Source organism: Erwinia sp. 009765445 (genome assembly GCF_058137865.1).
In genome coordinates, this window is record NZ_JBYUWC010000005.1 from 144419 (window position 1) to 169208 (window position 24790).

Annotated in this window: 16 protein-coding genes and 2 pseudogenes; 10 read left to right on the forward strand and 8 right to left on the reverse strand. The window is 55.0% G+C overall.

The features are described 5' to 3' along the window. Positions 1-20: 20 nt before the first annotated feature. The 3 genes from poxB to hcp all read right to left on the reverse strand — a co-directional run bounded on the left by poxB (position 21) and on the right by hcp (position 4540). The gene (gene poxB / locus AC3Y5R_RS06745) at positions 21-1742 is read right to left on the reverse strand and encodes a ubiquinone-dependent pyruvate dehydrogenase (protein WP_489920692.1); all 1722 of its coding nucleotides are present in this window, start codon (positions 1740-1742) and stop codon (positions 21-23) included. A gap of 120 nt (positions 1743-1862) precedes the next feature. Beyond that, positions 1863-2852, reverse strand: a complete 990-nt coding sequence (gene hcr / locus AC3Y5R_RS06750) for an NADH oxidoreductase (RefSeq protein WP_489920788.1) — start codon at positions 2850-2852, stop codon at positions 1863-1865. 47 nt (positions 2853-2899) lie between these two features. Next, complete coding sequence (gene hcp, locus AC3Y5R_RS06755; protein ID WP_489920693.1) at positions 2900-4540, reverse strand: hydroxylamine reductase; 1641 nt, start codon at positions 4538-4540, stop codon at positions 2900-2902. Positions 4541-4722: 182 nt separating this feature from the next. Between hcp and AC3Y5R_RS06760 the strand changes: the two are divergent. Continuing rightward, positions 4723-5688, forward strand: a pseudogene (locus tag AC3Y5R_RS06760) (AAA family ATPase); the annotation flags it as partial. 88 nt (positions 5689-5776) lie between these two features. Here the strand turns inward: AC3Y5R_RS06760 and infA are convergent. The 5 genes from infA to trxB all read right to left on the reverse strand — a co-directional run bounded on the left by infA (position 5777) and on the right by trxB (position 11693). Continuing rightward, the gene (gene infA / locus AC3Y5R_RS06765; RefSeq protein ID WP_002211347.1) at positions 5777-5995 is read right to left on the reverse strand and encodes a translation initiation factor IF-1; all 219 of its coding nucleotides are present in this window, start codon (positions 5993-5995) and stop codon (positions 5777-5779) included. Positions 5996-6356: 361 nt separating this feature from the next. After that, positions 6357-7049 (reverse strand): leucyl/phenylalanyl-tRNA--protein transferase, encoded by a 693-nt coding sequence (gene aat, locus AC3Y5R_RS06770; protein ID WP_158783126.1) that lies wholly within the window; start codon positions 7047-7049, stop codon positions 6357-6359. A 32-nt stretch (positions 7050-7081) separates the two neighbouring features. Continuing rightward, positions 7082-8809, reverse strand: a complete 1728-nt coding sequence (cydC, locus tag AC3Y5R_RS06775) for a heme ABC transporter ATP-binding protein/permease CydC (protein ID WP_489920694.1) — start codon at positions 8807-8809, stop codon at positions 7082-7084. Further along, positions 8806-10575, reverse strand: coding sequence for a heme ABC transporter permease/ATP-binding protein CydD (gene cydD / locus AC3Y5R_RS06780; RefSeq protein ID WP_489920695.1), 1770 nt, complete (start codon positions 10573-10575; stop codon positions 8806-8808). The genes cydC and cydD overlap by 4 nt, the downstream gene beginning before the upstream one ends. Before the next feature lie 149 nt (positions 10576-10724). Continuing rightward, entirely contained in the window at positions 10725-11693 is a 969-nt protein-coding gene (gene trxB / locus AC3Y5R_RS06785; protein ID WP_489920696.1) for a thioredoxin-disulfide reductase, read from the reverse strand. Positions 11694-12219: 526 nt separating this feature from the next. On the opposite strand from trxB, the gene lrp reads away from it, so the two are divergent. The 9 genes and pseudogenes from lrp (at position 12220) to AC3Y5R_RS06830 (ending at position 24696) form a co-directional block, all read left to right on the forward strand. Further along, a complete protein-coding gene (gene lrp, locus AC3Y5R_RS06790; protein ID WP_006118610.1) occupies positions 12220-12714 on the forward strand; it encodes a leucine-responsive transcriptional regulator Lrp in 495 nt (164 codons plus the stop codon). A 118-nt stretch (positions 12715-12832) separates the two neighbouring features. After that, positions 12833-16348, forward strand: a complete 3516-nt coding sequence (locus AC3Y5R_RS06795; protein WP_489920697.1) for a DNA translocase FtsK 4TM domain-containing protein — start codon at positions 12833-12835, stop codon at positions 16346-16348. Positions 16349-16553: 205 nt separating this feature from the next. After that, on the forward strand, positions 16554-17165 hold the full coding sequence (gene lolA / locus AC3Y5R_RS06800; protein WP_489920698.1) for an outer membrane lipoprotein periplasmic chaperone LolA: 612 nt from the start codon (positions 16554-16556) through the stop codon (positions 17163-17165). Positions 17166-17172: 7 nt separating this feature from the next. Next, a complete protein-coding gene (locus AC3Y5R_RS06805) occupies positions 17173-18516 on the forward strand; it encodes a replication-associated recombination protein A (RefSeq protein WP_489920699.1) in 1344 nt (447 codons plus the stop codon). Positions 18517-18610: 94 nt separating this feature from the next. Then, positions 18611-19903, forward strand: a complete 1293-nt coding sequence (gene serS / locus AC3Y5R_RS06810) for a serine--tRNA ligase (RefSeq protein ID WP_158783119.1) — start codon at positions 18611-18613, stop codon at positions 19901-19903. A gap of 235 nt (positions 19904-20138) precedes the next feature. Next, positions 20139-22485, forward strand: a pseudogene (locus AC3Y5R_RS06815) (DmsA/YnfE/YnfF family dimethyl sulfoxide reductase). Positions 22486-22517: 32 nt separating this feature from the next. Next, on the forward strand, positions 22518-23015 hold the full coding sequence (locus AC3Y5R_RS06820; protein WP_489920789.1) for a 4Fe-4S dicluster domain-containing protein: 498 nt from the start codon (positions 22518-22520) through the stop codon (positions 23013-23015). After that, a complete protein-coding gene (locus tag AC3Y5R_RS06825) occupies positions 23012-23302 on the forward strand; it encodes a hypothetical protein (protein ID WP_489920700.1) in 291 nt (96 codons plus the stop codon). Before AC3Y5R_RS06820 ends, AC3Y5R_RS06825 begins: the two co-directional genes overlap by 4 nt. Before the next feature lie 242 nt (positions 23303-23544). Beyond that, a complete protein-coding gene (locus AC3Y5R_RS06830; protein ID WP_489920701.1) occupies positions 23545-24696 on the forward strand; it encodes an MFS transporter in 1152 nt (383 codons plus the stop codon). The last annotated feature ends 94 nt before the right edge of the window (positions 24697-24790 follow it).

Consider the following 24790-nt stretch of genomic DNA (forward strand, 5'->3'; position numbering starts at 1 on the left):
AAAAAAGACATCAGAATGTTTTACCGCAGCCAGTTGGTTTTTGCCAGTTCGACAACTTCGTCACCACGCCCGCTGATAATGGCGCGCAGCATATACAGGCTGAAGCCCTTGGCCTGCTCCATTTTAATCTGCGGCGGCATCGCCAGCTCTTCTCCGGCCGTCACCACATCAATCAGTGCCGGGCCATCATGCGCCAGCGCCTGCTGAATGGCGGCATCCAGCTCTGAGGCCCGCTCCACGCGAATGCCCTTTACGCCACAGGCGTTGGCAATTGCGGCAAAGTCAGGGTTCTCCAGCTCGGTCCCGTCGGTCAGGTAGCCTCCGGCTTTCATCTCCATGGCGACGAAGCCCAGCACGCTGTTGTTGAAGACCACCAGCTTAACCGGCAGCTTCAGCTGCGCAACGGAGAGAAAATCGCCCATCAACATACTGAATCCGCCGTCGCCACACATCGCCACGACCTGGCGCTGACGGTCAATCGACTGCGCACCCAGCGCCTGAGGCATGGCATTCGCCATCGAGCCATGATTGAACGAACCGATCAGGCGACGCTGGCCGTTCATTTTCAGGTAGCGGGCCGCCCAGACCGTCGGTGTGCCCACATCGCAGGTAAAAATGGCGTCATTGTCAGCATACTGGCTGAGCTGCTGGGCCACATACTGCGGGTGGATCGCCTGTGTATCGTTGGCGGTAGCCAGGTCATCCAGCCCTTTACGCGCTTCGGCATAGTGCTCCAGCGCCTTATCGAGGAAGTCGCGATCCTGCTTTATGTCCAGCTGTGGTAGCAGGGCGGTTAGCGTGGTTTTGATATCGCCAATCAGCGCCATATCCACATGGCTGTGCGCTCCGATGCTACCCGGATCGAGGTCAATCTGAATGATTTTTGCCTCTGCCGGATAAAACGCCCGGTAGGGAAAGCGCGTTCCCAGCAGCACCAGCGTGTCAGCGTTCATCATCGCGTGGAAACCGGATGAGAAGCCGATCAGCCCGGTCATGCCGACATCGTAGGGATTGTCATATTCCACATGTTCCTTGCCGCGCAGGGCATGGACCACCGGCGCTTTAAGCGTCTGAGCCAGTTTCACCACTTCATCGTGGGCCCCGGCACAGCCGCTGCCACACATCAGGGTGATATTTTGTGAACCGTTCAGCAGCCCGGCCAGCTTTGCCAGCTCTGCTATAGGTGGCTGCACTACCGGCAACTGCGGAGGATACCAGTTTGCCGTGGCATTCTCCGGCGCGGGCTTCAGTGCCACATCGCCAGGCAGAACGACCACCGAAACGCCGCGATTCAGGATCGCTTTGCGCATGGCAATACCCAGTACCTGAGGCAACTGTTCAGGATTAGACACCAGCTCACAATAGTGGCTGCACTCCCTGAACAGCTCCTGCGGATGCGTCTCCTGGAAGTAGCCGCTGCCTATTTCACTTGAAGGAATATGCGCGGCAATGGCCAGCACCGGAACGTTATTGCGATGGCAGTCGAACAGGCCGTTAATCAGGTGCAGGTTGCCCGGTCCGCAGGAACCGGCGCAGACCGCCAGTTCGCCGCTGGTCTGCGCCTCGGCTCCGGCGGCAAAAGCGGCCACCTCTTCGTGACGGGTGGGCATCCATTCGATAGTGCCCATGCGGTTCAGACTGTCGCTCAGGCCATTAAGTGAGTCCCCGGTAACGCCCCAAATGCGCTTAACGCCGGCGTTTTCTAATGTTTTTGCCACCAGAGCGGCTACGGTTTGCTTCATGCTTGACTCCTTTTTTCTGGTCGTATCCCAAATTAAAACCGACTGGGAAAAGCATAGTCTAGACAGGGGGGAATGGGAGACGGATGATGGGGCCGTGGCACGATCAGGCCCCGAGGAGGATCAGGCAATAATGATATCGCTGACAGGGAGGCAGCTGCATGCCAGAACATATCCGGCCTGCTGCTCTGAATCGCTCAGCGTCTGGGTACTGCTGGTGGTATAACTTCCGCTGAGGATTTGTGTTTTACAGCAGCCACAGACGCCGGATCGGCAGGCTGCTTCAATGCTGAACTGGTTCTTCTCCATGGCATTAAGGAGTGTATTGCCAGCGCTGAAGGTAGCGGATTTTACCTGACCCGAAGAGCGCAGCGTGAATATCTCTGCTTTGCCATTCTCTTTGGTGTTGTCGGGCGCGGTAAAGTTCTCCTGCCAGATATTCTCAGCCCCAAGGTCGCGAGCGAATTGATCCATTTGATGCATATATGGTTGGGGGCCGCAGATCATTACCGTTCGCTGGTTGATATCCGGCACGCATTTTTGTAACCACTCACGGGTAATTCGTCCTGCGGGAAGATCGACCGTTGGAGCATCTTCGGCAATGACCGTCAGCTTCAGCCAGCTGGAGAGCGTGGCCAGCTCTTCAGCGAAAATCACCTCACTGGCGGAGCGCACGCTGTACAGCAAACTGACGCTGCACTGAGGTTGCGAGGCCCGAAGCCAGCGGCACATTGACATAATGGGGGTGATACCACAGCCTGCAGCCAGCATCAGGTAGCTATCGGCCGGGTGCTGTTCACAGGTGAAGGATCCCTGCGGGTCTGAAAGCCAGATATAGTCGCCAGGCCGGACATGCTGAGTGAGCCAGCCGGAACCGAGCCCCTCTGAGATATGGCGAACTGTCAGCGTAATGTACTCACTCTGGCCCGGTGTGGATGAGAGAGTATATGCGCGAAGGTTAGCGGAGTTAGCCACCTGGACTAAAGCAAATTGTCCTGCCTGCCAGCGGTAAAAATCAACGTTGATCAGGGCAATGGTCCAGACGTCTGAGGTTTCCTGCCGGACATGATGGACCTGCATGCGCCAGCGGCAAAGTGGATGAGGGGACATGATTTTATCTCTCGCCAATAGGGGAATGGGAAGTTTGCATGACAGTCTCCTCAGGGGGCTAGGATGGTGTGCAGGTCGTTTTCAACCGTAGTCACCGACTGCAGGCCAAATTCTTTTTCCAGCAGCGCCAGCACATTTTCACTCAGGAAGGCCGGTGCAGTCGGGCCGACGCGAATATTTTTCACTCCCAGTGACAGCAGGGTCAGCAGTACCACAATGGCTTTCTGCTCAAACCAGGAGAGCACCAGTGAAAGAGGCAGGTCGTTAACTCCGCAGTTAAGCTTTTCCGCCAGCCTGATGGCGAGAGTAATGGCTGCATAGCTGTCATTGCACTGACCAACATCCAGCAGGCGGGGAAGCCCTTCCAACGTGCCGAAATCAAGTTTGTGAAAGCGATATTTGCCACAGGCCAGCGTGAGGATCAGACAGTCATCAGGAACTGCGGTAGCCAGATCGGTGAAATAACTGCGTTGTTCCCGGCTGCCGTCGCAACCCCCAATCAGAAAGACGTGGCGCAGTTTGTTTTGCGCCACCAGGTCAATCACGCTGTCGGAAGCATCCAGCAGGACCTGGCGGCCAAAACCAACGGTAATCTTGTGCGGAATCTCACTCCAGGGGAAGCCCGGAAGTGCCTGTGCCTGTTCAATAACGGCGGAAAAATCTTCTCCATCAAGGTGATTCACATCCGGCCAGCCAACAATACTGCGGGTCCAGATACGATCCTGATAATGGCCGCTAAATGGATCGATAATACAGTTAGAGGTCATTATCACCGGCCCGGGGAAGCGGGCGAATTCTTCCTGCTGGTTTTGCCAGCCACTGCCGTAGTTAGCAACCAGGTGAGGAAATTTTTTCAGTTCAGGGTAGCCATGAGCGGGCAGCATTTCCCCATGGGTGTAGACGTTAACGCCCGTGCCTGCCGTTTGCTCCAGCAACAGCTCAAGGTCTTTCAGGTCGTGGCCAGAAATCAGAATGGCTTTGCCAGCCACGGGGCGGGTGTTCACTGACACGGGCTGAGGATGGCCGTAAACGCTGGTCTGTGCTTCATCCAGCATCGCCATAATCGCAAAGTTCATTTTGCCAATGTCCATTGCGATCTGCACTAATTCACCCATCTGGTGAGGTGAGGTGCCCAGCCATGCCATTATCTGATGATATTGCTGATAAATATTCACATCGTAACGGTGATGAACATGAGCATGTTCCATATAGGCCGCCGCCCCTTTCAGGCCGTACAGGCAGAGCAGGCGCAGGCCAAAGATATCTTCATCGGTTTCGCCTTGTGCCAGCGCCCAGCTGGCGGCCTGCAGCTGAAGCTGCTGCAGGTCGTTGCTCAGCAGGGTAATTCCAGCGGCGGGATGAAGGGGACCGCGTGAGAAGCCAGAAAGCTGCGCTTTCAATTGTTCGCGATAAGCGATGGCCTGCCGGGCATACTCCACGATGCGTTGAGAGTCGAAATTCACATTCGTCAGCGTGGCAAAAAAAGCCCTGGGAGCGAAGCTGTCAATATCATGATCCACAATGTCATGCTCGCGCGCTTCCAGCGCCCAGGCTGACAGCCCTTGCAGAACGGCAATCAGTAAATCCTGCAAATCGGAAGTCTGGGCTGTTTTGCCACACATGCCCTGAGCATATGAACAGCCATTACCAGAGGGAGGTCGAATCGTTTGCTCACATTGAACGCAAAACATGCTGAACCTTTATAAGTTGTATTTAAAATGCAACTTTATACCTATGCTGTTTCGGGTGCCGCAAAAAACACCCGCTTAGTTGATCAGGCTCAAAAACAGCGATCAGGAAGAGAACAGGGCAATCAGAATGGGTGCCGCCAGGCTGAGAATAAAGCCGTGTACGATAGCTGCAGGCACAATCTAAGAGCGTTTCTGCCACCGACCGCGACACGCTGAAGACCTTGAGCGATCGCCTGAAAATGTTGGTATTCGGCCAGGATAATGCGATTGAGGCCTTAACCGAAGCGATCAAAATGAGCCGCGCCGGTCTGGGTCAAGACCGTAAACCTGTCGGTTCCTTCCTGTTCGCTGGTCCGACCGGCGTGGGTAAAACCGAGGTGACCGTACAGCTGGCGAAAGCGCTGGGTATCGAGCTGCTGCGTTTCGACATGTCAGAGTACATGGAGCGACATACCGTCAGTCGTCTGATTGGTGCGCCTCCGGGTTATGTTGGCTTCGATCAGGGCGGGCTGCTGACTGATGCGGTGATCAAACATCCGCATTCTGTGGTGCTGCTTGATGAGATCGAAAAAGCGCATCCGGACGTATTCAACCTTCTGCTGCAGGTAATGGATAACGGCATGTTGACCGATAACAATGGTCGTAAAGCCGATTTCCGTAACGTGGTGGTGGTGATGACGACCAACGCTGGCGTGCGTGAAACTGAGCGTAAATCCATCGGCCTGATCCAGCAGGATAACAGCACCGATGCCATGGAAGAGATCAAAAAGATCTTTACGCCGGAGTTCCGCAACCGTCTTGACAACATTATCTGGTTTAAACATCTCGATACCGAGGTGATCCATCAGGTGGTGGACAAGTTTATTGTCGAACTGCAGGCGCAGCTGGATGCGAAAGGCGTGTCGTTGGAAGTCAGTGATGACGCTCGTGACTGGCTGGCTGAGAAAGGCTACGACAAGGCGATGGGTGCCCGTCCGATGGCGCGTACCGTACAGGAAAGCCTGAAGAAACCACTGGCAAACGAACTGCTGTTCGGTTCACTGGTGGATGGTGGATCGGTCTCTGTGGCTCTCGATAAAGAGAAAAACGAGCTGACCTACCACTTCCTCAGCGCCGAGAAGCGTAAAACGGAAGGCACGGTCCACTGATCAGGATCCTGAAAAAGCGAAAGGCCGCACGGTGTGCGGCCTTTTTTTTAAGGTGCTGCGGGCTTTTCAGCGACAGCACGGCAGGATATTAGCGACTACGGAAGACAATGCGGCCTTTGCTCAGGTCGTACGGGGTCAGCTCTACAGTGACTTTGTCGCCCGTCAGGATGCGGATATAGTTTTTGCGCATTTTACCGGAGATGTGAGCGGTAACCACGTGTCCGTTTTCTAACTCAACGCGGAACATGGTGTTAGGTAACGTATCCAGTACGGTACCCTGCATTTCAATATTGTCTTCTTTGGCCATCGAATCCTCTAGGTGTTACAACCTTAGTTTTGAACCGGCAAGATAATGCCGAATTTCAAGTATTATGTAAAGAATTGTTGGTGATTTCACCACGGTAACCCCTCTGTACGCGCTCTGCGCAGAGGAGCTCAAAATTAAAACTGAGTAGAGTAATGGCGTCAGCGTGGGGGAATAGAGGGCTAAGAGTGGGTCTGCATTCGCTCCTGCGCGTAATGAAAACCGAAAGACGAGGTGCGTTAATATTCCCAGCCAGGCCAATCCCGGCTCGCCAGTAACAGGAGGCGAAGGGCGGACGACATACCAAACGCGCATATTATATCACTGTTCTCCACGTCTGCGTGGAAAACATCGCGAAATAGCATCAAAAAAGGGTCTGTTGCTGCCAGCACTCTGCTGCCATAGATTGATGCGCCAGTGAATTCACCTGCTGCAGATAGTCCGCTCTGGCAATCTCTTCTGCACCCAGCGATGCGGTATGCGGGTTCAGTACCTGGCAGTCGATTAGCCTGCCACCCTGCTGCTGAAAATAGCGGCTGAACACCAGCAGGGCAGTTTTAGAGGCATTTTCGCTGCGGCTGAACATCGACTCACCGCAAAAGATCTGCCCCAGTGCCAGCCCGTACATCCCCCCGACCAGCTCGTTACCCAACCAGACCTCAACAGATTGTGCGTGACCGGCTTCAAACAGCTTGAGCCATGCGCGCTTCACTTCGTTGGTGATCCACGTTCCTTCCTGACGATCGCTGGCACAACCTTCGATTACGTCATAAAAATTCTGATTCATGGTGACGGAGTAGGGAGAACGCTGATGAAAACGTTTCATGCTGCGGCTGAGATGAAATCTCTCCGGATAGAGCACCGCACGGGGATCGGGTGACCACCAGAGGATCGGGTCTCCTGGCGAGAACCACGGAAAGATCCCCCGATAGTAGGCGCTGAGCAGGCGCGGCGGGCTGAGGTCGCCGCCCATAGCCAGCAAGCCGTTAGGTTCGCGCAGCGCCATCTCCGGCGGCGGAAAGTTCAGTGACTCCCTGGAAAGCTGAATCAGACGCATGGTGAAAATCTCTGTCAAACGAGAGCCTTTGACTATAGCGCAAACTGCTGGTGAAAATACCAGTAACGCCCTTGTTTTGAGATTAATTCGGCGTGATTTCCCTGCTCGGTAATACAGCCGTTATCCATAACGCAAATTTTGTCGAAATGGCTGAGCCCCTGGAGACGGTGTGTCACCATGACCAGCGTTTTATCCTGTGCTACCTGGCGCAGTAACTGGAGGATTTGCTGCTCGGTTTCCGCATCCAGTCCTTCCGTGGGTTCATCAAGCAGCAGCAACGAGCCACCGTGGAGCAGAGCGCGAGCCAGCCCCAGACGGCGCAATTCACCACCGGAGAGCTGACGGCCACCTTCACCCAGCCAGGCATTCAGACCCTGATCGTTATTCAGCAAGGCTTCCAGCCCCACCTGGTGCAGCACTGCGGCCATTTGTTCATCGCTGCTGTCCGCCGAGGCCAGCCGCAGATTTTCCCGCAGTGTGCTGCTGAATAGATGCACGCGCTGAGTCACCACGCTGGTGACAGCCCGCAGCGAGGCTTCATCCCAACTTTTCAGCGGCTGGCCGTTCAATGCTATCTCTCCGGCGTCAGGATCCCAGGCGCGGGTCAGCAGCTGAAGCAGGGTCGATTTACCACAGCCAGTCCGCCCCAGCAGCGCGATATGTTCACAAGGTGCGACATCCAGTGAGATCCCCTGTAATACGTTTCGGCCACCTTGCCAGGTGAAGTTTACATCACGAAGGGAAAGTTTCGCTCCCTGAGTGACAGGTGGCATTGACGTCGGGAACTCCACCGCGGGCTGCTGGCTGACGATCTGGCTGACCCGCTTTGCCGAAGCCATCACCTGACCGAGATGCAGGAAAGCGCCTCCGACCGGTGCCAGCGCTTCGAAGGCGGCCAGGGCGCAGAACACAAACAGCGCAATCAGTGCGCCGGGCTGTGCGTCCCGGCCCACGCCACTGGCGCTGAGCCAGAGCATCAGCACGACAGTCAGTCCGGTAATTATTAACAGCAAAGCCTGGGAAAGGCCGCCAAGACTTGCCTGAGCGCGCTGTGCCTGCTGCCAGTCCGTTTCGGTCTTATCCAGTTCAGCACGGAAGCGCGGCGCGGCACCATACAGTTTCAGCTCGGCCTGGCTTTGCAGCCAACTGGTCAACTGGCTGCGGTACTGAGCGCGCAAACGGGTCAGGGCGATACCTGCCGGGCGGCCCATGCGATAAAAAATCGGTGGCAGCAGTAGCAGCGTCAGCAGCAGCAGGCCGCCCAGCGTGACGGCCAGTTGCCAGTCCAGCCAGCTGAGACCGACGGTGACGGCCAGAATGACCGCCATTGCCCCGATCAGCGGAGAAATGACGCGCAGATAGAGGTGATCAAGAGTATCCACATCCGCCACCAGTCTGTTCAGCAGGTCACCCTTGCGGAAGGCGGTCAGCCCGGCCGGAGAGAGTGGCATCAGTCTGCTGAAGGTAAAGACCCGCAGATGTTCAAGAACCCGGAAGGTACCATCATGGCTGACCAGGCGTTCGAAATAGCGCGCAGCGGTGCGGGTGATTGCTGCACCCCGCACACCGGCAGCAGGCAGCATATAGTTAAAGCTGTAAAGGCCGGCCACACCGGCCAGCGAAGAGGCGGCGAGGAACCAGCCTGACAATGTCAGCAGACCGATGCTGGCCAGCAGAGTGACGACAGCCAGCAGCACGCCCAGCGCCAGCCGCCAGATGTGGCGACGATAGAGTGCCAGGAAGGGCAGCAAAGTTTTCATTCCACAGTCTCCTGACGACGGGATGCCAGATCGGCAAAGGCACCTGCGCTTTGCGAAAGTTGCTGATGGCTACCCTGCTGAATAATTTTACCGTCACGCATCAGCCAGACCTCATCCCAGTGCGCCAGCTGATCGAGCTGATGAGTGATCAGCAGCGTGCTCTGCTGGTGAGAGGCTGACTGCAGGGCCTGATTGACATGCTGTTCGCTGTGGCTGTCCAGGCTCGCGCCCGGTTCATCCAGCAGCAGGAGCTTGCAGGGTTTATACAATGCCCTTGCAACGGCGATGCGTTGTGCCTGCCCCACTGACAGGTTTGCTGCCATCTCGCCAGTTTCGCTCTGCAGACCCTCTGGCAGCTGTGACAGGAATTCCGTGACCCCGGCAGCCTCACAGACCTGCTGTAGTTTTTGCATATCGTGGTTGCCATTCAGCGCGATATTTTCGACCAGCGTGCTGGCAGGCAGGTGCGGATTCTGCCCGACCCAGGCCAGCTGCTGATGCCAGTATTCCGGCTGGATATCCCGCAGCTCCACGCCGTTCACCTGCAGCGATCCCTGATAGGGGAGGTTGCCGAGCAGCGCATTCAGCAGGGAGGTTTTCCCTGCGCCGCTCTGGCCTACCAGCGCAATCCTCTGTCCCGGCCGGAAAGTGAAATCAAGCGGACCTGCCAGCGGTACTCCCTGCGGAGAAACGATCAGCAGCTCTGCAGCCCTGATGGTCAGACCGAGGCCCAGTTCAGGTGTCTGTTCACCGTGGCGGGTTTCCAGCTCACCCATCTCTGTCAGGAAGACTTCGAGAGAGTCTGCGCCACCCACAGCCTGCGCTTTCGCGTGATAAAAAGCGCCCAGATCCCTGAGAGGCAGGAAGAATTCCGGTGCGAGTATCAGCGCGAGGAAACCGGCAAACAAAGTGATGCCGCCGCCGTAGTGGCCGAAGTTCAATTCGCCGAGATAAGAGAAACCGAAGTAGACTGCCACCACGGCAATGGAGATGGAGGCGAAAAACTCCAGCACGGCGGACGAGAGGAACGCCAGGCGCAGCACTTCCATGGTGCGCTGACGAAAATCGATTGAGGCTTCACGTATTTCCCGGGTTTCAGCCTCCACGCGATGAAACAACCGCAACGTATCCAGCCCGCGCAGGCGGTCGAGGAAATGCCCGCTGAGTCGTGCCAGAGCCAGAAAATTACGGCGATTGGCATCCGCTGCGCCCATACCCACCAGGGCCATAAACAGTGGGATTAGCGGCGCGGTAGCCAGCAGAATCATCGCTGCTGCCCAGTTAACCGGGAACAGGGCAATAAGGATAAAGCAGGGGATAATCACCGCCAGCAGCATCTGTGGCAGATAGCGGGAGTAGTAATCCTGCATATCTTCGATCTGCTCCAGCAGAAGCGTGGCCCAGCTTCCTGCCGGTTTGCCCTGAATCCAGGCCGGACCAAGGGCTTCAAGCCGGTTAAGTACCGTCCTGCGCAGTGTCTGGCGGATGGCTTTACCACACTCAAAGCCCGCCTTTTCGCGCAGCCAGACCAGCAGTGCACGCAAGGCGAAACAGCCGAAAAGCAGTATAAAGTGAGGGATCAGATCCGCGCGGGAGTGGTGCTCAACAATCAGGGATTGCAGCAGCCCGGCGAGCAGCCAGGCCTGCAGCAGGATCAGCAGCGCGCTGAAAATTCCCAGATACAGCGAAAGCCTTAACCAGCGCTTGCCATGCCCGCTCTGGCTTTTCAACCAGCGAAGTAACTGTTGCTGCCGTGATTTGTCCATGCCTTACCAGAGAGTCGGGCGCTCAGCGCATACAGGCTGTAACGACCCCGTAATGTTCAGGGGAATTGTTGGTAATGTTACAATGCAGAAAGTAAAAAGGCGACCAGTTGCGGTCGCCTTCGGCAAGATTGATGCAGGTTTTTAACAAGTTACTGAGAGTTTTTAACTAACCCATCCAGATAACGTTCTGCATCCAGCGCAGCCATACAGCCGGTTCCTGCGGAGGTGATCGCCTGACGATAGATGTGATCCATCACGTCACCGGCAGCGAATACGCCCGGGATGCTGGTCTGCGTGGCGTTACCCTGCAGACCTGAGTGCACCTTGATGTAACCATTTTCCAGTTCGAGCTGATCTTTGAAGATAGCCGTGTTAGGGCTGTGGCCGATGGCGACAAACAGACCGGCAACGTTCAGCTCTTCGGTCTGGGTTTCATCCAGCGCAGAGCGCAGGCGCAGGCAGCTGACGCCCATCTGGTCACCCATCACTTCGTCCAGCGTCTGATTAGTGTGCAGCACAATGTTGCCGTTGCGCACTTTTTCCATCAGCCGGTCAATAAGGATTTTTTCAGCACGGAAGCTGCCACGGCGGTGGATCAGGTGCACTTCCGCAGCAATATTAGCCAGATACAGGGCTTCTTCCACAGCCGTATTACCGCCGCCAATAACGGCAACTTTCTGGTTACGATAGAAGAAGCCATCACAAGTGGCACAGGCAGACACGCCTCGCCCTTTATACTCTTCTTCTGATGGCAGGCCCAGATAACGGGCTGAAGCGCCAGTCGCGATAATTAACGCATCGGCAGTATATTCGCCGCTGTCACCAGTCAGGCGGAAAGGACGATTCTGCAGATCAACAGTGTGAATATGGTCGAAAATGATCTCGGTGTTGAATTTCTCAGCATGTTCCTGCATGCGTTCCATCAACAGCGGGCCGGTCAGATCATGCGGGTCGCCCGGCCAGTTTTCCACTTCAGTTGTGGTGGTCAACTGACCGCCTTTCTCCAGCCCGGTAATCAGAACCGGGTTCAAATTCGCACGGGCGGCGTAAACGGCGGCGGTATAGCCTGCTGGGCCTGAACCCAGGATAAGTAATTTACTGTGTTTGGCGGTGCTCATAAGACCCTCAATTGTTGACTGGCAACCCAGGTTCGATTGTAGGGAATTTAGCGGGGCAAAAAAAGCATTCTGCAATTTTGTTAACAATGGCTGTAAAAGGTTTAACCAATTCACCGTTGAACCAGTAGAGGGAGGTGTGCGCCATAATGGAGCAGGCTTTGACTTATGGCGGTGCATTCCGGCCCGAATAGTCATTTAAAAACAGTCACGCAGCGATACTTCTGGCATGTTGTACTGATTTTAGTTGTTTTGCTTTGACAATCGGCTGCGCTTTTGCGAAAACAGTGTAGGAAGCAAAGGGTTTTTCGGCGCGCAAAACAGGTTTTCATCCCAACATTTGCGCTTCTCGCCAGATAAATCCGGTCTGTCATTGGTCATGACGCATGGTGTGGACAGACAACATGCGTCATACGGATGGGCGTTTTGAATCGCAGCAGGCTCCAGACTTCACTTAGAACAACCCTGTGACAATGAACTCGTTCAGGGTATGGCAGGTAAAGGGAAGGCATTAAGAGAGACAATAATAATGGTAGACAATAAAAAACGGCCCGGTAAAGATCTCGACAGAATCGATCGTAACATCCTTAATGAACTGCAGAAGGATGGGCGTATCTCTAACGTCGAGCTTTCCAAGCGTGTAGGTTTATCACCGACACCATGCCTTGAGCGTGTTCGTCGTCTTGAAAGGCAGGGTTTTATCCTTGGCTATACCGCCCAGCTTAATCCGCACTATCTGGATGCTTCGCTGCTGGTATTCGTTGAGATTACTCTGAATCGTGGTGCACCTGATGTGTTTGAGCAATTTAACGCCGCAGTGCAAAAACTTGAGGAAACTCAAGAGTGTCATCTTGTTTCAGGGGATTTCGACTATCTGTTGAAAACCCGTGTACCAGATATGTCTGCCTATCGTAAATTGCTGGGTGAAACCCTGCTGCGCCTGCCGGGCGTGAACGATACGCGCACCTATGTGGTCATGGAAGAAGTGAAGCAAAGTAACCGCCTGGTCATTAAAACGCGGTAACACAGGGCAGGTGCAAAACCTGGAAGATTTCGGTACACTCCTGTGAATTCATACAGGTTCAGCGTCGGGCTTGCCCGGCGCTGTTGCCTTCATAGTTTACAGGCACCTGGAGATACGCTTGAGCCAGGAATACACAGAAGATAAAGAAGTTTCGCTACAACCGCTGAGCAGTGGACGTCGTCTGCTGGAAGCGTTGCTGATTATTGTTGCTCTTTTCGCCGTTTATTTGATGGCGGCACTGGTGAGCTTCAATCCTTCCGATCCCAGCTGGTCGCAGACCGCCTGGCACGAACCTATCCACAATCTGGGCGGCGGCGTCGGCGCATGGCTTGCGGATACGCTGTTTTTCATTTTTGGCGTGATGGCTTATGCCATTCCTCCGGTCATTTTAGGCCTGTGCTGGATCACCTTCCGTCAACGTAATTCTCAGGATTACATTGACTATTTTGCCGTAGCGCTGCGCCTGATTGGCGTGCTGGCGCTGGTGGTGACATCCTGCGGGCTGGCCGCGCTGAATGCTGATGATATCTGGTATTTTGCTTCGGGCGGCGTGATAGGCAGCCTGCTGAGCAATGCCATGGCTCCGTGGTTCAGTGGGGCAGGTGGCACATTAACGCTGCTGTTTATCTGGGCTGCGGGCGTCACTCTTTACACCGGCTGGTCCTGGCTGACCATCGCCGAGAAAATCGGTGGTGTGGTGATGGGCGTGCTGACCTTTGCCAGCAACCGTTCTCGTAATGATGAACGCTGGCAGGAAGAAGATGATGAAGAGGAGCTGCGCGAAGAGTCATCGGCACCGGTGCTGAGACAGAGCGCCCACGCGGGTGATGACGATGTGCTGCTGGCTGCACCGAAGAAAAGGGTGGAAGAGCAGGAAGAATACGATGAAGATGAAGAAAACGCTCCGCTGCTGAGTAAAACTGCTGTCGCAGCTACAACCGCTTCAGTTGATGCTGTTGCCTCTGCTGCGGTTCCTGAGGCTACGGCTGCTCCGGTAATTCCAGTTGCTCCTGAGGCAGCGGTTTCTGCGGCAGTGGTGCAACCTGCGCCGCTTTCCTCTCCGCCTCCCGCGGTCTCTCAGCCTGCTCATGTCGCTTCTTCTGCTTCCGCTGCACCGACACCTCCACCGGAACTTTACCGGTTCGAGATCCCTGACGAGACACCTGCGCCGTCCGTCCCGCTGGACGAGGAAGATGACGGGCCGCGGATGGGGAACTGGCGTGATGCCTCATCGTCACCTTTTGATTTTTCTGCCCAGACGGTCTCTCAGCCTTCTGACGTGGCAAGGGGAATGGGGGATGCAGTTAAAGTGGCTGCGGCTGCTTCAGCGGTTGCGCCATTTATGCCGGGCTTTACTGCCACCAGCGAAGCGGGTAATCCTCAGGTGAAACAGGGGATTGGTCCGGAACTGCCGCGTCCTAACCCGGTCAAGCTTCCTACACGGCGTGAACTCGCGTCGTACGGCATCAAACTGCCTTCGCAGCGTATGGCGGAAGAGAAGGCAAAAGAAGAAGAACTGCGCCAGCAGAGTGCTGACATTCAGCCAGCGGGTGGCGTTGCAGAAGACGATGACGCACTTGAACAGGCGCAGCTGCGTGAGGCCTTTATGGCCCAGCAGCAGGCGCGTTACGGCGAAGAATTTGCTGAAGATGATGAAGAGGCGCTGCAACAGGCAGCGTTGGCTCGTCAGTTCGCAGAGCAGCAGACTCAGCGTTATGGGCAGGAAGAGGTGCAGAACGAAATCCCGACTTTCCGCCTGGACACTGCGGGAGCCTTTGATTTCTCTCCGATGGATGATCTGGTGGACGAGGGTCCAAGTGAGCCGCTGTTCACTCTGTCAGCCGCGCCTGAGGTTGAAGCTCCGGCAGAGCAGCCGCAGTGGCAGCAGCACAGCCAGGCACCTCAGCAGGCCCCTGTTCAGCAGTCTGTTGCACCTGCGTGGCAAACGCCTCCGGCTCAGCAACAGCCAGATGCACCTGCGTGCCATGCTCAGCAACAACCAGCAGCGGCATCCTGGCAGACGTCTCCGGCTCAGCAGCAGCCACCCGCTGCTACTGTGCCCTCGCAGCCGGAAGCGCCAGCTCAGCCTGCGGCTGACAGCCTGTTCCATCCATTCCTGGTTCGCCATGAGCAGCCGATGGAAAAACCGACCACGCCGTTGCCAACACTGGATCTGCTGAGTGCTCCTCCTGTTGAAGCTGAGCCGGTGGATATGTTTGCTCTGGAGCAGACAGCCCGTCTGGTGGAAGCTCGCCTGGGCGACTATCGGGTGAAAGCGGAAGTGGTTGGCATCTCTCCAGGGCCGGTGATCACCCGTTTCGAGCTGGATCTGGCTCCTGGCGTTAAAGCAGCGCGTATTTCCAATTTGTCCCGGGATCTTGCCCGTTCGCTTTCCGCAGTCGCGGTTCGCGTGGTGGAAGTTATTCCGGGCAAGCCTTACGTCGGCCTGGAACTGCCTAACAAGCATCGTCAGACGGTTTACATGCGTGAAGTGCTGGAGTGCGACAAGTTCCGTGACAACCCGTCACCGCTGGCGGTGGTGCTGGGCAAAGACATTGCCGGTCAGCCAGTAGTGGCCGATCTGGCGAAGATGCCGCACCTGCTGGTTGCCGGTACTACCGGTTCCGGTAAGTCGGTCGGCGTGAACGCGATGATCATCAGCATGCTGTATAAAGCCACACCGGAAGAAGTGCGCTTTATCATGATCGACCCGAAAATGCTTGAGCTGTCGGTTTACGAAGGCATCCCTCACCTGCTGACGGAAGTGGTTACCGATATGAAAGATGCGGCCAATGCGCTGCGCTGGAGCGTTGGTGAAATGGAGCGCCGCTACAAGCTGATGTCGGCGCTTGGTGTGCGTAACCTGGCGGGTTACAACGAGAAGGTCGCGCAGGCTGAGTCGATGGGCCGCCCAATTCCGGATCCTTTCTGGAAACCGGGTGACAGCATGGACACCACGCCGCCGGTTCTGGAAAAACTGCCGTACATCGTGGTGCTGGTGGATGAATTTGCCGACCTTATGATGGCGGTAGGCAAGAAAGTGGAAGAGCTGATTGCCCGCCTGGCTCAGAAAGCGCGTGCGGCAGGTATTCACCTCGTTCTGGCGACCCAGCGTCCTTCGGTAGATGTGATCACCGGCCTGATTAAGGCCAACATCCCTACCCGAATTGCCTTTACCGTATCAAGCAAGATCGACTCGCGTACCATCCTCGATCAGGGGGGGGCAGAGTCTCTGCTGGGGATGGGGGACATGTTGTATATGCCGCCTAACTCCTCAATGCCGGTGCGTGTGCATGGTGCATTTGTTCGCGACGAGGAAGTGCATGCAGTGGTACAGGACTGGAAGGCCCGTGGCCGTCCGCAGTACATTGAAAGCATTACCGCTGGTGAAGAGAGTGAAGGTGGTGGTCTGGGTCTGGAGGGTGATGAGGAGCTTGATCCGCTGTTCGATCAGGCGGTGGCGTTTGTGGTTGAAAAACGCCGGGCTTCCATCTCTGGCGTTCAGCGTCAGTTCCGCATTGGTTACAACCGTGCAGCGCGTATCATCGAACAGATGGAAGCGCAGGGCATCGTGTCTTCTCCTGGCCATAACGGTAACCGTGAAGTGCTTTCGCCGCCGCCGCATGAGATGTAATGCCAGCGTAGTCTGACTTTTTTACCGTAATGAGCGGGCCGGGGTGACCCGGCCCGTTGAGTTTCCGGGCTTAAGCCCCATATCCAGCAGAGGTGCCGGTGGCATTCAGGTGAATCCCCTGTTGCTATTGCTCCAGCCTGGCTACAGTTATCCACGTAAGCTTCCCTGCTGTCAGGGATATAAAAGTTTCAATAAGGATGCCGTGATGAAAAAATTAATGATCTCCTGCTGCCTGCTGGCGGCTTTCACCTCCGCCAGCGTTCTGGCTGATGCGTCTTCCGATCTGCAGCAACGCCTGGATAAAGTGAAAAGCTTCCATGCCAGCTTCTCGCAGAAAGTGACTGATGGCAGCGGCCAGTCGGTGCAGGACGGTGAAGGTGAGCTGTGGGTTAAACGTCCGAATCTGTTTAACTGGCATATGACGGCACCGGATGAGAGCATCCTGATTTCCGATGGCAAAACCTTATGGTTCTACAACCCGTTTGTTGAGCAGGTCAGTGCTACCTGGCTGAAAGACGCCACCAGCAACACGCCGTTTATGCTGATTGCCCGTAACCAGGGCAGCGACTGGAAGCAGTACAACATTAAACAGCAGGGTGACAATTTTGAGCTGACGCCGAAATCAGCCGATGGAAATCTGAAACAGTTCACCATTAACGTTTCCACCAATGGCACCATCAACCAGTTCAGTGCGGTTGAGCAGGATGGGCAGCGCAGCAGTTATGCGCTGAAAAGCCAGCAGAATAGCGCGGTCAGCGCCGATAAATTTCAGTTTACGCCGCCAAAAGGCGTAACGGTTGACGATCAACGTCAGTGAGGTGAGCGTGAGCAATCTGTCCCTGGATTTCTCCCACAACGAGTTTCAGCCCCTGGCTGCGCGGATGCGGCCACGCACGCTGGCAGAATATATCGGGCAGCAGCACCTGTTGGCTCCCGGCAAGCCGCTGCCACGGGCGATTGAAGCGGGCCATCTGCATTCGATGATTTTGTGGGGGCCGCCGGGGACAGGAAAGACGACGCTGGCTGAGATCATCGGCCACTATGGTCAGGCCGATGTGGAGCGGATTTCAGCTGTCACCTCCGGGGTGAAAGAAATTCGCGAGGCGATAGAACGAGCGCGGCAAAACCGCAACGCAGGCCGCCGAACCATCCTCTTTGTGGATGAGGTGCATCGCTTTAATAAAAGTCAGCAGGATGCGTTTCTGCCGCATATTGAAGATGGCACCATCACCTTTATTGGTGCTACCACGGAAAACCCTTCCTTCGAACTTAACTCCGCTTTGCTTTCGCGTGCCCGAGTCTACCTGCTGAAATCTCTGACCAGCAAAGATATTGAAACCGTGCTGAAACAGGCAATGCAGGACAGCGATCGTGGCTATGGCAAAGAAAACATTTTGCTGCCTGAGAATACGCAGCGAATGGTGGCTGAGCTGGTTAACGGCGATGCCCGTCGTGCGCTGAACACGCTGGAAATGATGGCCGATATGGCTGAGGTGAACAGCAAAGGCCAGCGTGAGCTGACGGCACAACTGCTGAATGAAGTCTCTGGCGAACGCAGTGCCAGGTTCGATAACAAGGGCGATCGTTATTACGACCTGATATCTGCCCTGCATAAGTCTGTTCGTGGTTCAGCTCCTGATGCAGCTCTGTACTGGTACGCGCGGATCATCACTGCAGGCGGAGACCCGCTGTATGTAGCACGTCGTCTGCTGGCTATTGCCTCTGAAGATGTTGGCAATGCCGATCCACGAGGAATGCAGGTTGCTATCTCAGCATGGGATTGTTTTACCCGCGTCGGCCCGGCCGAAGGTGAACGTGCCATAGCCCAGGCAATTGTTTATCTGGCCTGCGCGCCAAAAAGTAATGCCGTTTACACCGCCTTTAAAGCAGCGATGCGCGATGCCCGCGAAAGCCCGGATTTCGACGTACCGGAGCATCTGCGCAACGCGCCAACTAAGTTGATGAAGGAAATGGGGCTGGGGGCGGAATATCGCTATGCTCATGATGAGCCCAATGCCTATGCCGCTGGAGAGGACTACTTCCCGCCGCAGATGGCTCAGACTCGCTACTATCAACCGACCTCCCGCGGGCTGGAAGGAAAGATTGGCGAAAAGCTGGCCTGGCTTGCTGAACAGGATCAAAATAGCCCGACAAAACGCTATCGCTGAAACGGGTGTTGCGGTAAGGTTAGCAAGGAATTCAACGCATTCGCCCGCCGGATGCGCTTCTCTTTATTACTCAATAAATATTCACAGGACAAGCATGCTCGATCCCAATCTGCTGCGTAATGAGCCAGACGCAGTCGCTGAAAAACTGGCACGCCGGGGCTTTAAACTGGACGTTGAAACGCTGCGCTCGCAGGAAGAGCGACGCAAAGTTCTGCAGGTAGAAACTGAAACCCTGCAGGCTGAACGTAACGCCCGATCCAAAACTATCGGGCAGGCCAAGGCGCGTGGGGAAGATATTGAGCCATTACGTCAGGAAGTGAACGCGCTGGGCGAACGCCTGGATGCGGCCAAAGCGGAACTGGATGTACTGCAGAACGAAATCCGTGATGTGGCGTTAGCGATACCTAATATCCCGGTTGATGAAGTTCCCCTGGGCAAAGACGACAGCGAAAATCTGGAAGTCAGCCGCTGGGGTGAGCCACGCAAATTTGATTTTGCAGTGCGCGATCATGTGGAGCTGGGTGAAATGGCCTCCGGGCTGGATTTTGCCATGGGCGCCAAGCTGACCGGCTCTCGTTTTGTGGTTATGCAGGGGCAGATCGCCCTGATGCATCGCGCCCTGAGTCAGTTTATGCTGGATCTGCACACTGAACAGCACGGCTATCTGGAAACTTATGTGCCGTATCTGGTTAACCATGCTTCGCTGTACGGTACCGGCCAGTTGCCTAAGTTTGGTGAAGATCTGTTCCATACCCGTCCGCTGGAAGAAGAAGCGTCCAGCAGCGATTATGCGCTGATCCCGACTTCCGAAGTGCCGCTGACTAACATGGTTCGCGACGAGATCGTTGAAGAAGAGTCGCTGCCGCTGAAATTCACCGCTCATACGCCTTGCTTCCGGTCTGAGGCCGGTGCCTATGGTCGTGATACCCGCGGTCTGATCCGTATGCACCAGTTCGATAAAGTTGAAATGGTGCAGATCACCCGTCCGGAAGACTCCATGCAGGCGCTGGAAGAGCTGGTTGGTCACGCAGAGAAAGTGCTGCAGCTGCTGAACCTGCCATATCGTAAAGTGCTGCTGTGTACTGGCGACATGGGCTTTGGCTCCTGCAAAACCTACGACCTTGAAGTATGGCTGCCAGCGCAGGATACCTACCGCGAGATCTCTTCCTGTTCTAACATGGGTGATTTCCAGGCTCGTCGTATGCAGGCTCGCTGCCGCAGCAAATCTGAGAAGAAGACGCGCCTGCTGCACACTCTGAACGGTTCAGGTCTGGCTGTTGGCCGCACTCTGGTTGCGGTGCTGGAAAACTACCAGCAGGCCGATGGCCGTATTGCAGTTCCGGAAGCACTGCGTCCTTATATGAAAGGCCTGGAGTTTATCGGCTGATTATCCGCGCCCTCTGCTTTCTGAAAGCGCCCACCGGGCGCTTTTTTTGTGACTAAACTCCTCTGATTCATTGTCTTAAGCTCCTGCCATCTCCCGGTTAACTACACTTCTCTTTCAAACTTGTTTAATCATTCTTTCTTGATAGCAGACAAAGTTTGCCACCTCTAAAGGGGTAATATCCACACCCACAGAATGGGTAAAAAGGGGCGGGGATATATCAGAGGAAAATGCAGAGTTGGCCAGCGAACTGGAGGGGATCAGTCGGCGGCAGTTGATTAAGACCTCGGCTCTGACCGGACTGGCTTTTGCTGCGGGTGGCATCTCGCTTCCCTTTGCCTGCGGGGCACTGGTTAGCGAAAGTCAGGAACCCCTCCCTCAGTCGCCTGAAGATAAAATGGTATGGGGAGCCTGTTCGGTCAATTGCGGGAGCCGTTGTGCGTTGCGTCTTCACGTGCGTGACGACGAAGTGTACTGGGTGGAAACCTATAACACGGGGCTGGATCATTACGGCGAACATCAGGTGAGAGCCTGCCTGCGCGGTCGTTCAATACGTCGGCGTATGAATCACCCTGAGCGGCTGAATTATCCAATGAAACGTGTGGGTAAGCGGGGCGAGGGCAAGTTTAAAAGAATCAGCTGGGAAGAGGCTTACGAAGAAATAGCCAATAACCTGCGGCGGATTGTCACTAAGTATGGTAATGAAGCCGTCTATATCAACTACTCTTCCGGCATCGTGGGCGGCAATATTACCCGCTCTTCTCCTTACGCTTCTCTTGTCGCCCGGCTGATGAACTGTTACGGCGGCTTTCTCAGCCATTACGGTACTTACAGTACTGCACAGATCTCCTGTGCCATGCCGTATACCTACGGCAGTAATCTCGGTAACAGCACCTCTGATATTGAAAACAGTAAACTGGTGGTCTATTTCGGCAATAATCCGGCTGAAACAAGGATGAGCGGAGGAGGGATCACCTATTATCTTGAGCAGGCTCGCCAGCGATCAAATGCGCGGATGATCGTGATTGATCCCCGCTATACGGACACGGCTGCAGGGCGTGAGGATGAATGGATCCCGATCCGACCGGGTACTGATGCCGCACTGGTTGCTGGCCTTCCCCATGTCTTAATCTCCGAAAACCTGGTGGATCAACCTTTCCTGGATCGCTACTGTATTGGCTACGATGAGAAAACTCTGCCTGCAGATGCTCCTGCAAACAGCCACCTATATTCTGGGCGAGGGTGCGGACGGTACGGCCAAAACGCCAGGTTGGGCATCCCGTATCACCGGTATTCCAGCCGACCGTATTATCAGGCTGGCACGAGAGATTGGCCAGGCTAAGCCTGCATACATCTCTCAGGGATGGGGACCACAGCGTCAGGCAAACGGTGAGCTGACCTCCCGGGCAATCGCCATGTTGCCCATACTGACCGGCAATGTGGGGATCAGCGACGGAAACAGCGGTGCTCGCGAATCGACTTATACCCTCACAATTGAACGAATGCCGGTACTCTCTAATCCGGTAAAAACACAGATTTCCTGTTTCAGCTGGACTGATGCGATCGTCAGAGGCCCTGAAATGACGGCCCTGGCCGATGGGGTTCGGGGTAAAGATAAGCTGGATGTGCCGATCAAGTTCATCTGGAACTATGCGGGAAACACTATTACCAATCAGCATTCGGACATCAATAAAACGCACGATATCCTGCTGCCGGACCTGATGACCGTCGAGGAGGACATCATCCCCAATGACTCTGCCGATAATATGGGGTATCTGATTTTCATTCAGCCAGCGACTTCAGCCAAATTTGAGCGTAAGGGCATTTATGAAGTGATGAGTGAAGTGGCTCGTCGGCTGGGGCCGGATGTGTACGAAAAATTTACCGAAGGCCGGACACAAAGCGAATGGTTGCAGCATCTTTACGGCAAAATGCGGCAAAAAGATCCCTTATTGCCCGCATACGATGTGCTGCGTGAACAGGGGATCTATAAGCGTAAAGACCCCGCTGGGCATTTCATCGCCTATCAACAATTTCGCCAGGATCCTCAGGCGCATCCGCTTAAAACCCCCTCGGGAAAAATTGAAATTTACTCTTCTTCTCTGGCGAAAATAGCCGCTGAGTGGCATTTGCAGAAAGACGAAGTTATCAGCCCGCTGCCGGTGTACGCCTCAACTTTTGAAGGCTGGGACGATCCTAAACGGGATCAGTTTCCCCTGCAGATGTTTGGCTTCCATTACAAAGCACGGACCCATTCCACCTACGGCAATATTGATGTACTCCAGGCGGCCTGTCGCCAGGAAGTCTGGATTAATCCACTGGATGCCCGTGTCCGCAATATAGCGAATGGTGACAAAGTGCGGATATTTAACGATCGCGGGGAGGTTCGTGTCGCGGCCAAAGTCACGCCCCGCATTATGCCTGGGGTGGTCGCTATGGGACAGGGAGCATGGCATCAGGCCAGCATGAATGGCGATCGTGTTGATCATGGAACCTGTATGAACACCCTGACGACCCAGCGTCCCTCACCACTCGCTAAGGGAAACCCGCAACATACCAATCTGATTCAGGTGGAAAAAGCGTAATGGATAACGGAACCCCGGGTAACGGAGCCAATATGTCCGCACAGTATGGTTTTTACATTGATTCAAGCCGCTGCACAGGATGCAAAACCTGTGAGCTGGCCTGTAAAGACTACAAAAATTTAGCGCCTGAGGTGAGTTTTCGCCGCATCTATGAATACGCCGGCGTTAGCTGGCAACAGGACGGCGATGGCTGGCAACAGGACGGCGATGGCTGGCAACAGGACGGCGATGGCTGGCAACAGGACGGCGATGGCTGGCAGCAAAACGTATTTGCCTGCTACCTTTCCATTTCCTGCAATCACTGCGCCGATCCTGCCTGTACCAAAGTCTGCCCGAGTGGCGCAATGCATAAGCGAGCTGACGGATTTGTGGTGGTTAATGAAGAGGTATGCATTGGTTGCAGATATTGTCACATGGCCTGTCCTTATGGCGCACCGCAATATAATGCTGAAAAAGGCATCAAACCTAACGCTAACAGCCGGCCATGTGGCGACAAGACCGGCCACCTGGCAAACCCACTGGAGGTGTGAAATGGGAAACGGTTGGCATGACCCCACTGTTGGAAAAGGCTGAACCAGAGGATCATTTTGGATTGCTGCTGCTGTTGGTTGCCTGGTGTGCCGGACAGCAACCGGCCTGGCTTGATGAGCTTATTCCTCAGCATATCCTTCCCTGGGCTGAGCGATATCTGACGCTGCTAGCTGAACAGCAGGCCGAAGTTTTTTACCCCAGCCTTGCGGTTCTTACCCTTGCCACCCTTCACGACTGGACGCACCGTTTTGGATGGAAAAGGGTGGAACGCAACCTGTATTTTTAGTCATGAAATAACCAAAAATAAAAGTTATCGTCCGTAATACCCACCAACAAGCCAAAGTTGTCATTTTTCATAGAGATAACACACTTCGAACATGGGATAAGTATCCCGCTAACTCGTTGTAGATAAAAAATTTAAATCGGTGTCTGGCAAATCGTGCTGCGGTTGATTTCTGGCCGTTGACAATAATTTAGCGAATGGCATTATGCGCGCAAAATATTCCGCCGTTTTGGTCGTTTCTGACAATGTCTACCTGGTCTCGCCCCGTTATTGTGCTGCTCTGCGGCCTCTTGCTGCTGACGATTTCTATCGCCGTGCTAAACACTCTGGTGCCACTCTGGCTTACCCATGATGCACTGCCTACCTGGCAGGTTGGCGTGGTCAGCTCTTCTTACTATTCGGGCAACCTGGTCGGGACTTTGCTTGCGGGCCGGATAATCAAGCGTTTTGGATTTAATCGCAGCTATTACATCGCTTCCATTATTTTCGCTCTGGCTACGGCAGCATTAGGCTTTGAAAGCGGTTTCTGGGCGTGGTCAGCCTGGCGCTTTATCGCCGGTATCGGCTGCGCATTAATCTGGGTGGTAGTGGAAAGCGCCTTACTCTGCAGCGGCACCGTGCGGAACCGTGGTCAGCTGCTGGCCGCTTATATGATTTTCTATTATCTCGGTACCGTTGCCGGGCAGCTTCTGGTCAGTAAGGTCTCCACAGAGCTGCTGCACGTGCTGCCGTGGGTGACCGGAATTGTAGTTGCTGCGATCCTGCCGCTGGTGTTTACCAAAGTGACGGCGAAAGGGGATGATGAAGACGCTTCTCCGGGACGTATGTGGCCAATGCTGCGTCGTCGCAGCGCTCGTCTGGGGATCAACGGCTGCATCATTTCAGGTATCCTGCTGGGGTCACTTTACGGCCTGATGCCGCTGTATCTCTCTCATCAGGGGATGAGCGACTCGACGGTAGGCTACTGGATGGCACTGCTCGTCAGCTCCGGCATTATCGGCCAGTGGCCGGTCGGTCGTCTGGCTGACCGTTACGGTCGTCTGTTGGTGCTGCGCGTGCAGGTTTTTGTGGTGATCCTTGGAGCGCTGGCAATGCTGAGCAATACGGCTATGGCACCTGCGCTGTTTGTGCTGGGTGGGGCAGGTTTTACACTGTATCCCGTGGCGATGTCCTGGGCCTGCGAGAAAGTGGCTCATCACGAACTGGTGGCGATGAATCAGGCGCTGCTGTTGAGCTACACGTTAGGCAGCCTGTTTGGTCCGGCGATGACTTCAATGCTGATGCAGAACTATTCTGACCGGGTATTGTTTGTGATGATTGCTTCAGTCGCGCTGGTTTATCTGGTGATGTTGCTGCGCAAAGCCGACCAGCATGCCACACCGATTGCTCACGCATAAAAAAAGGAACGAAATCATTCGCTCCCTTTAGTGGCGGAGTTCATTCCGCCCTGGTCGTACATTCACACCATCGTGATGGCGGGTTTTCCGCTCG

What these genes read in the sequence shown, in the direction of transcription:
- aat (WP_158783126.1), bottom strand. Translation starts at nt 7,049, where the DNA reads ATGCGTCTGATTCAGCTTTCCAGGGAGTCACTGAACTTTCCGCCGCCG.
- poxB (WP_489920692.1), bottom strand. Translation starts at nt 1,742, where the DNA reads ATGAAGCAAACCGTAGCCGCTCTGGTGGCAAAAACATTAGAAAACGCC.
- cydD (WP_489920695.1), bottom strand. Translation starts at nt 10,575, where the DNA reads ATGGACAAATCACGGCAGCAACAGTTACTTCGCTGGTTGAAAAGCCAG.
- serS (WP_158783119.1), top strand. Translation starts at nt 18,611, where the DNA reads ATGCTCGATCCCAATCTGCTGCGTAATGAGCCAGACGCAGTCGCTGAA.
- AC3Y5R_RS06830 (WP_489920701.1), top strand. Translation starts at nt 23,545, where the DNA reads ATGTCTACCTGGTCTCGCCCCGTTATTGTGCTGCTCTGCGGCCTCTTG.
- lolA (WP_489920698.1), top strand. Translation starts at nt 16,554, where the DNA reads ATGAAAAAATTAATGATCTCCTGCTGCCTGCTGGCGGCTTTCACCTCC.
- hcp (WP_489920693.1), bottom strand. Translation starts at nt 4,540, where the DNA reads ATGTTTTGCGTTCAATGTGAGCAAACGATTCGACCTCCCTCTGGTAAT.
- trxB (WP_489920696.1), bottom strand. Translation starts at nt 11,693, where the DNA reads ATGAGCACCGCCAAACACAGTAAATTACTTATCCTGGGTTCAGGCCCA.
- cydC (WP_489920694.1), bottom strand. Translation starts at nt 8,809, where the DNA reads ATGAAAACTTTGCTGCCCTTCCTGGCACTCTATCGTCGCCACATCTGG.
- AC3Y5R_RS06820 (WP_489920789.1), top strand. Translation starts at nt 22,518, where the DNA reads ATGTCCGCACAGTATGGTTTTTACATTGATTCAAGCCGCTGCACAGGA.
- lrp (WP_006118610.1), top strand. Translation starts at nt 12,220, where the DNA reads ATGGTAGACAATAAAAAACGGCCCGGTAAAGATCTCGACAGAATCGAT.
- infA (WP_002211347.1), bottom strand. Translation starts at nt 5,995, where the DNA reads ATGGCCAAAGAAGACAATATTGAAATGCAGGGTACCGTACTGGATACG.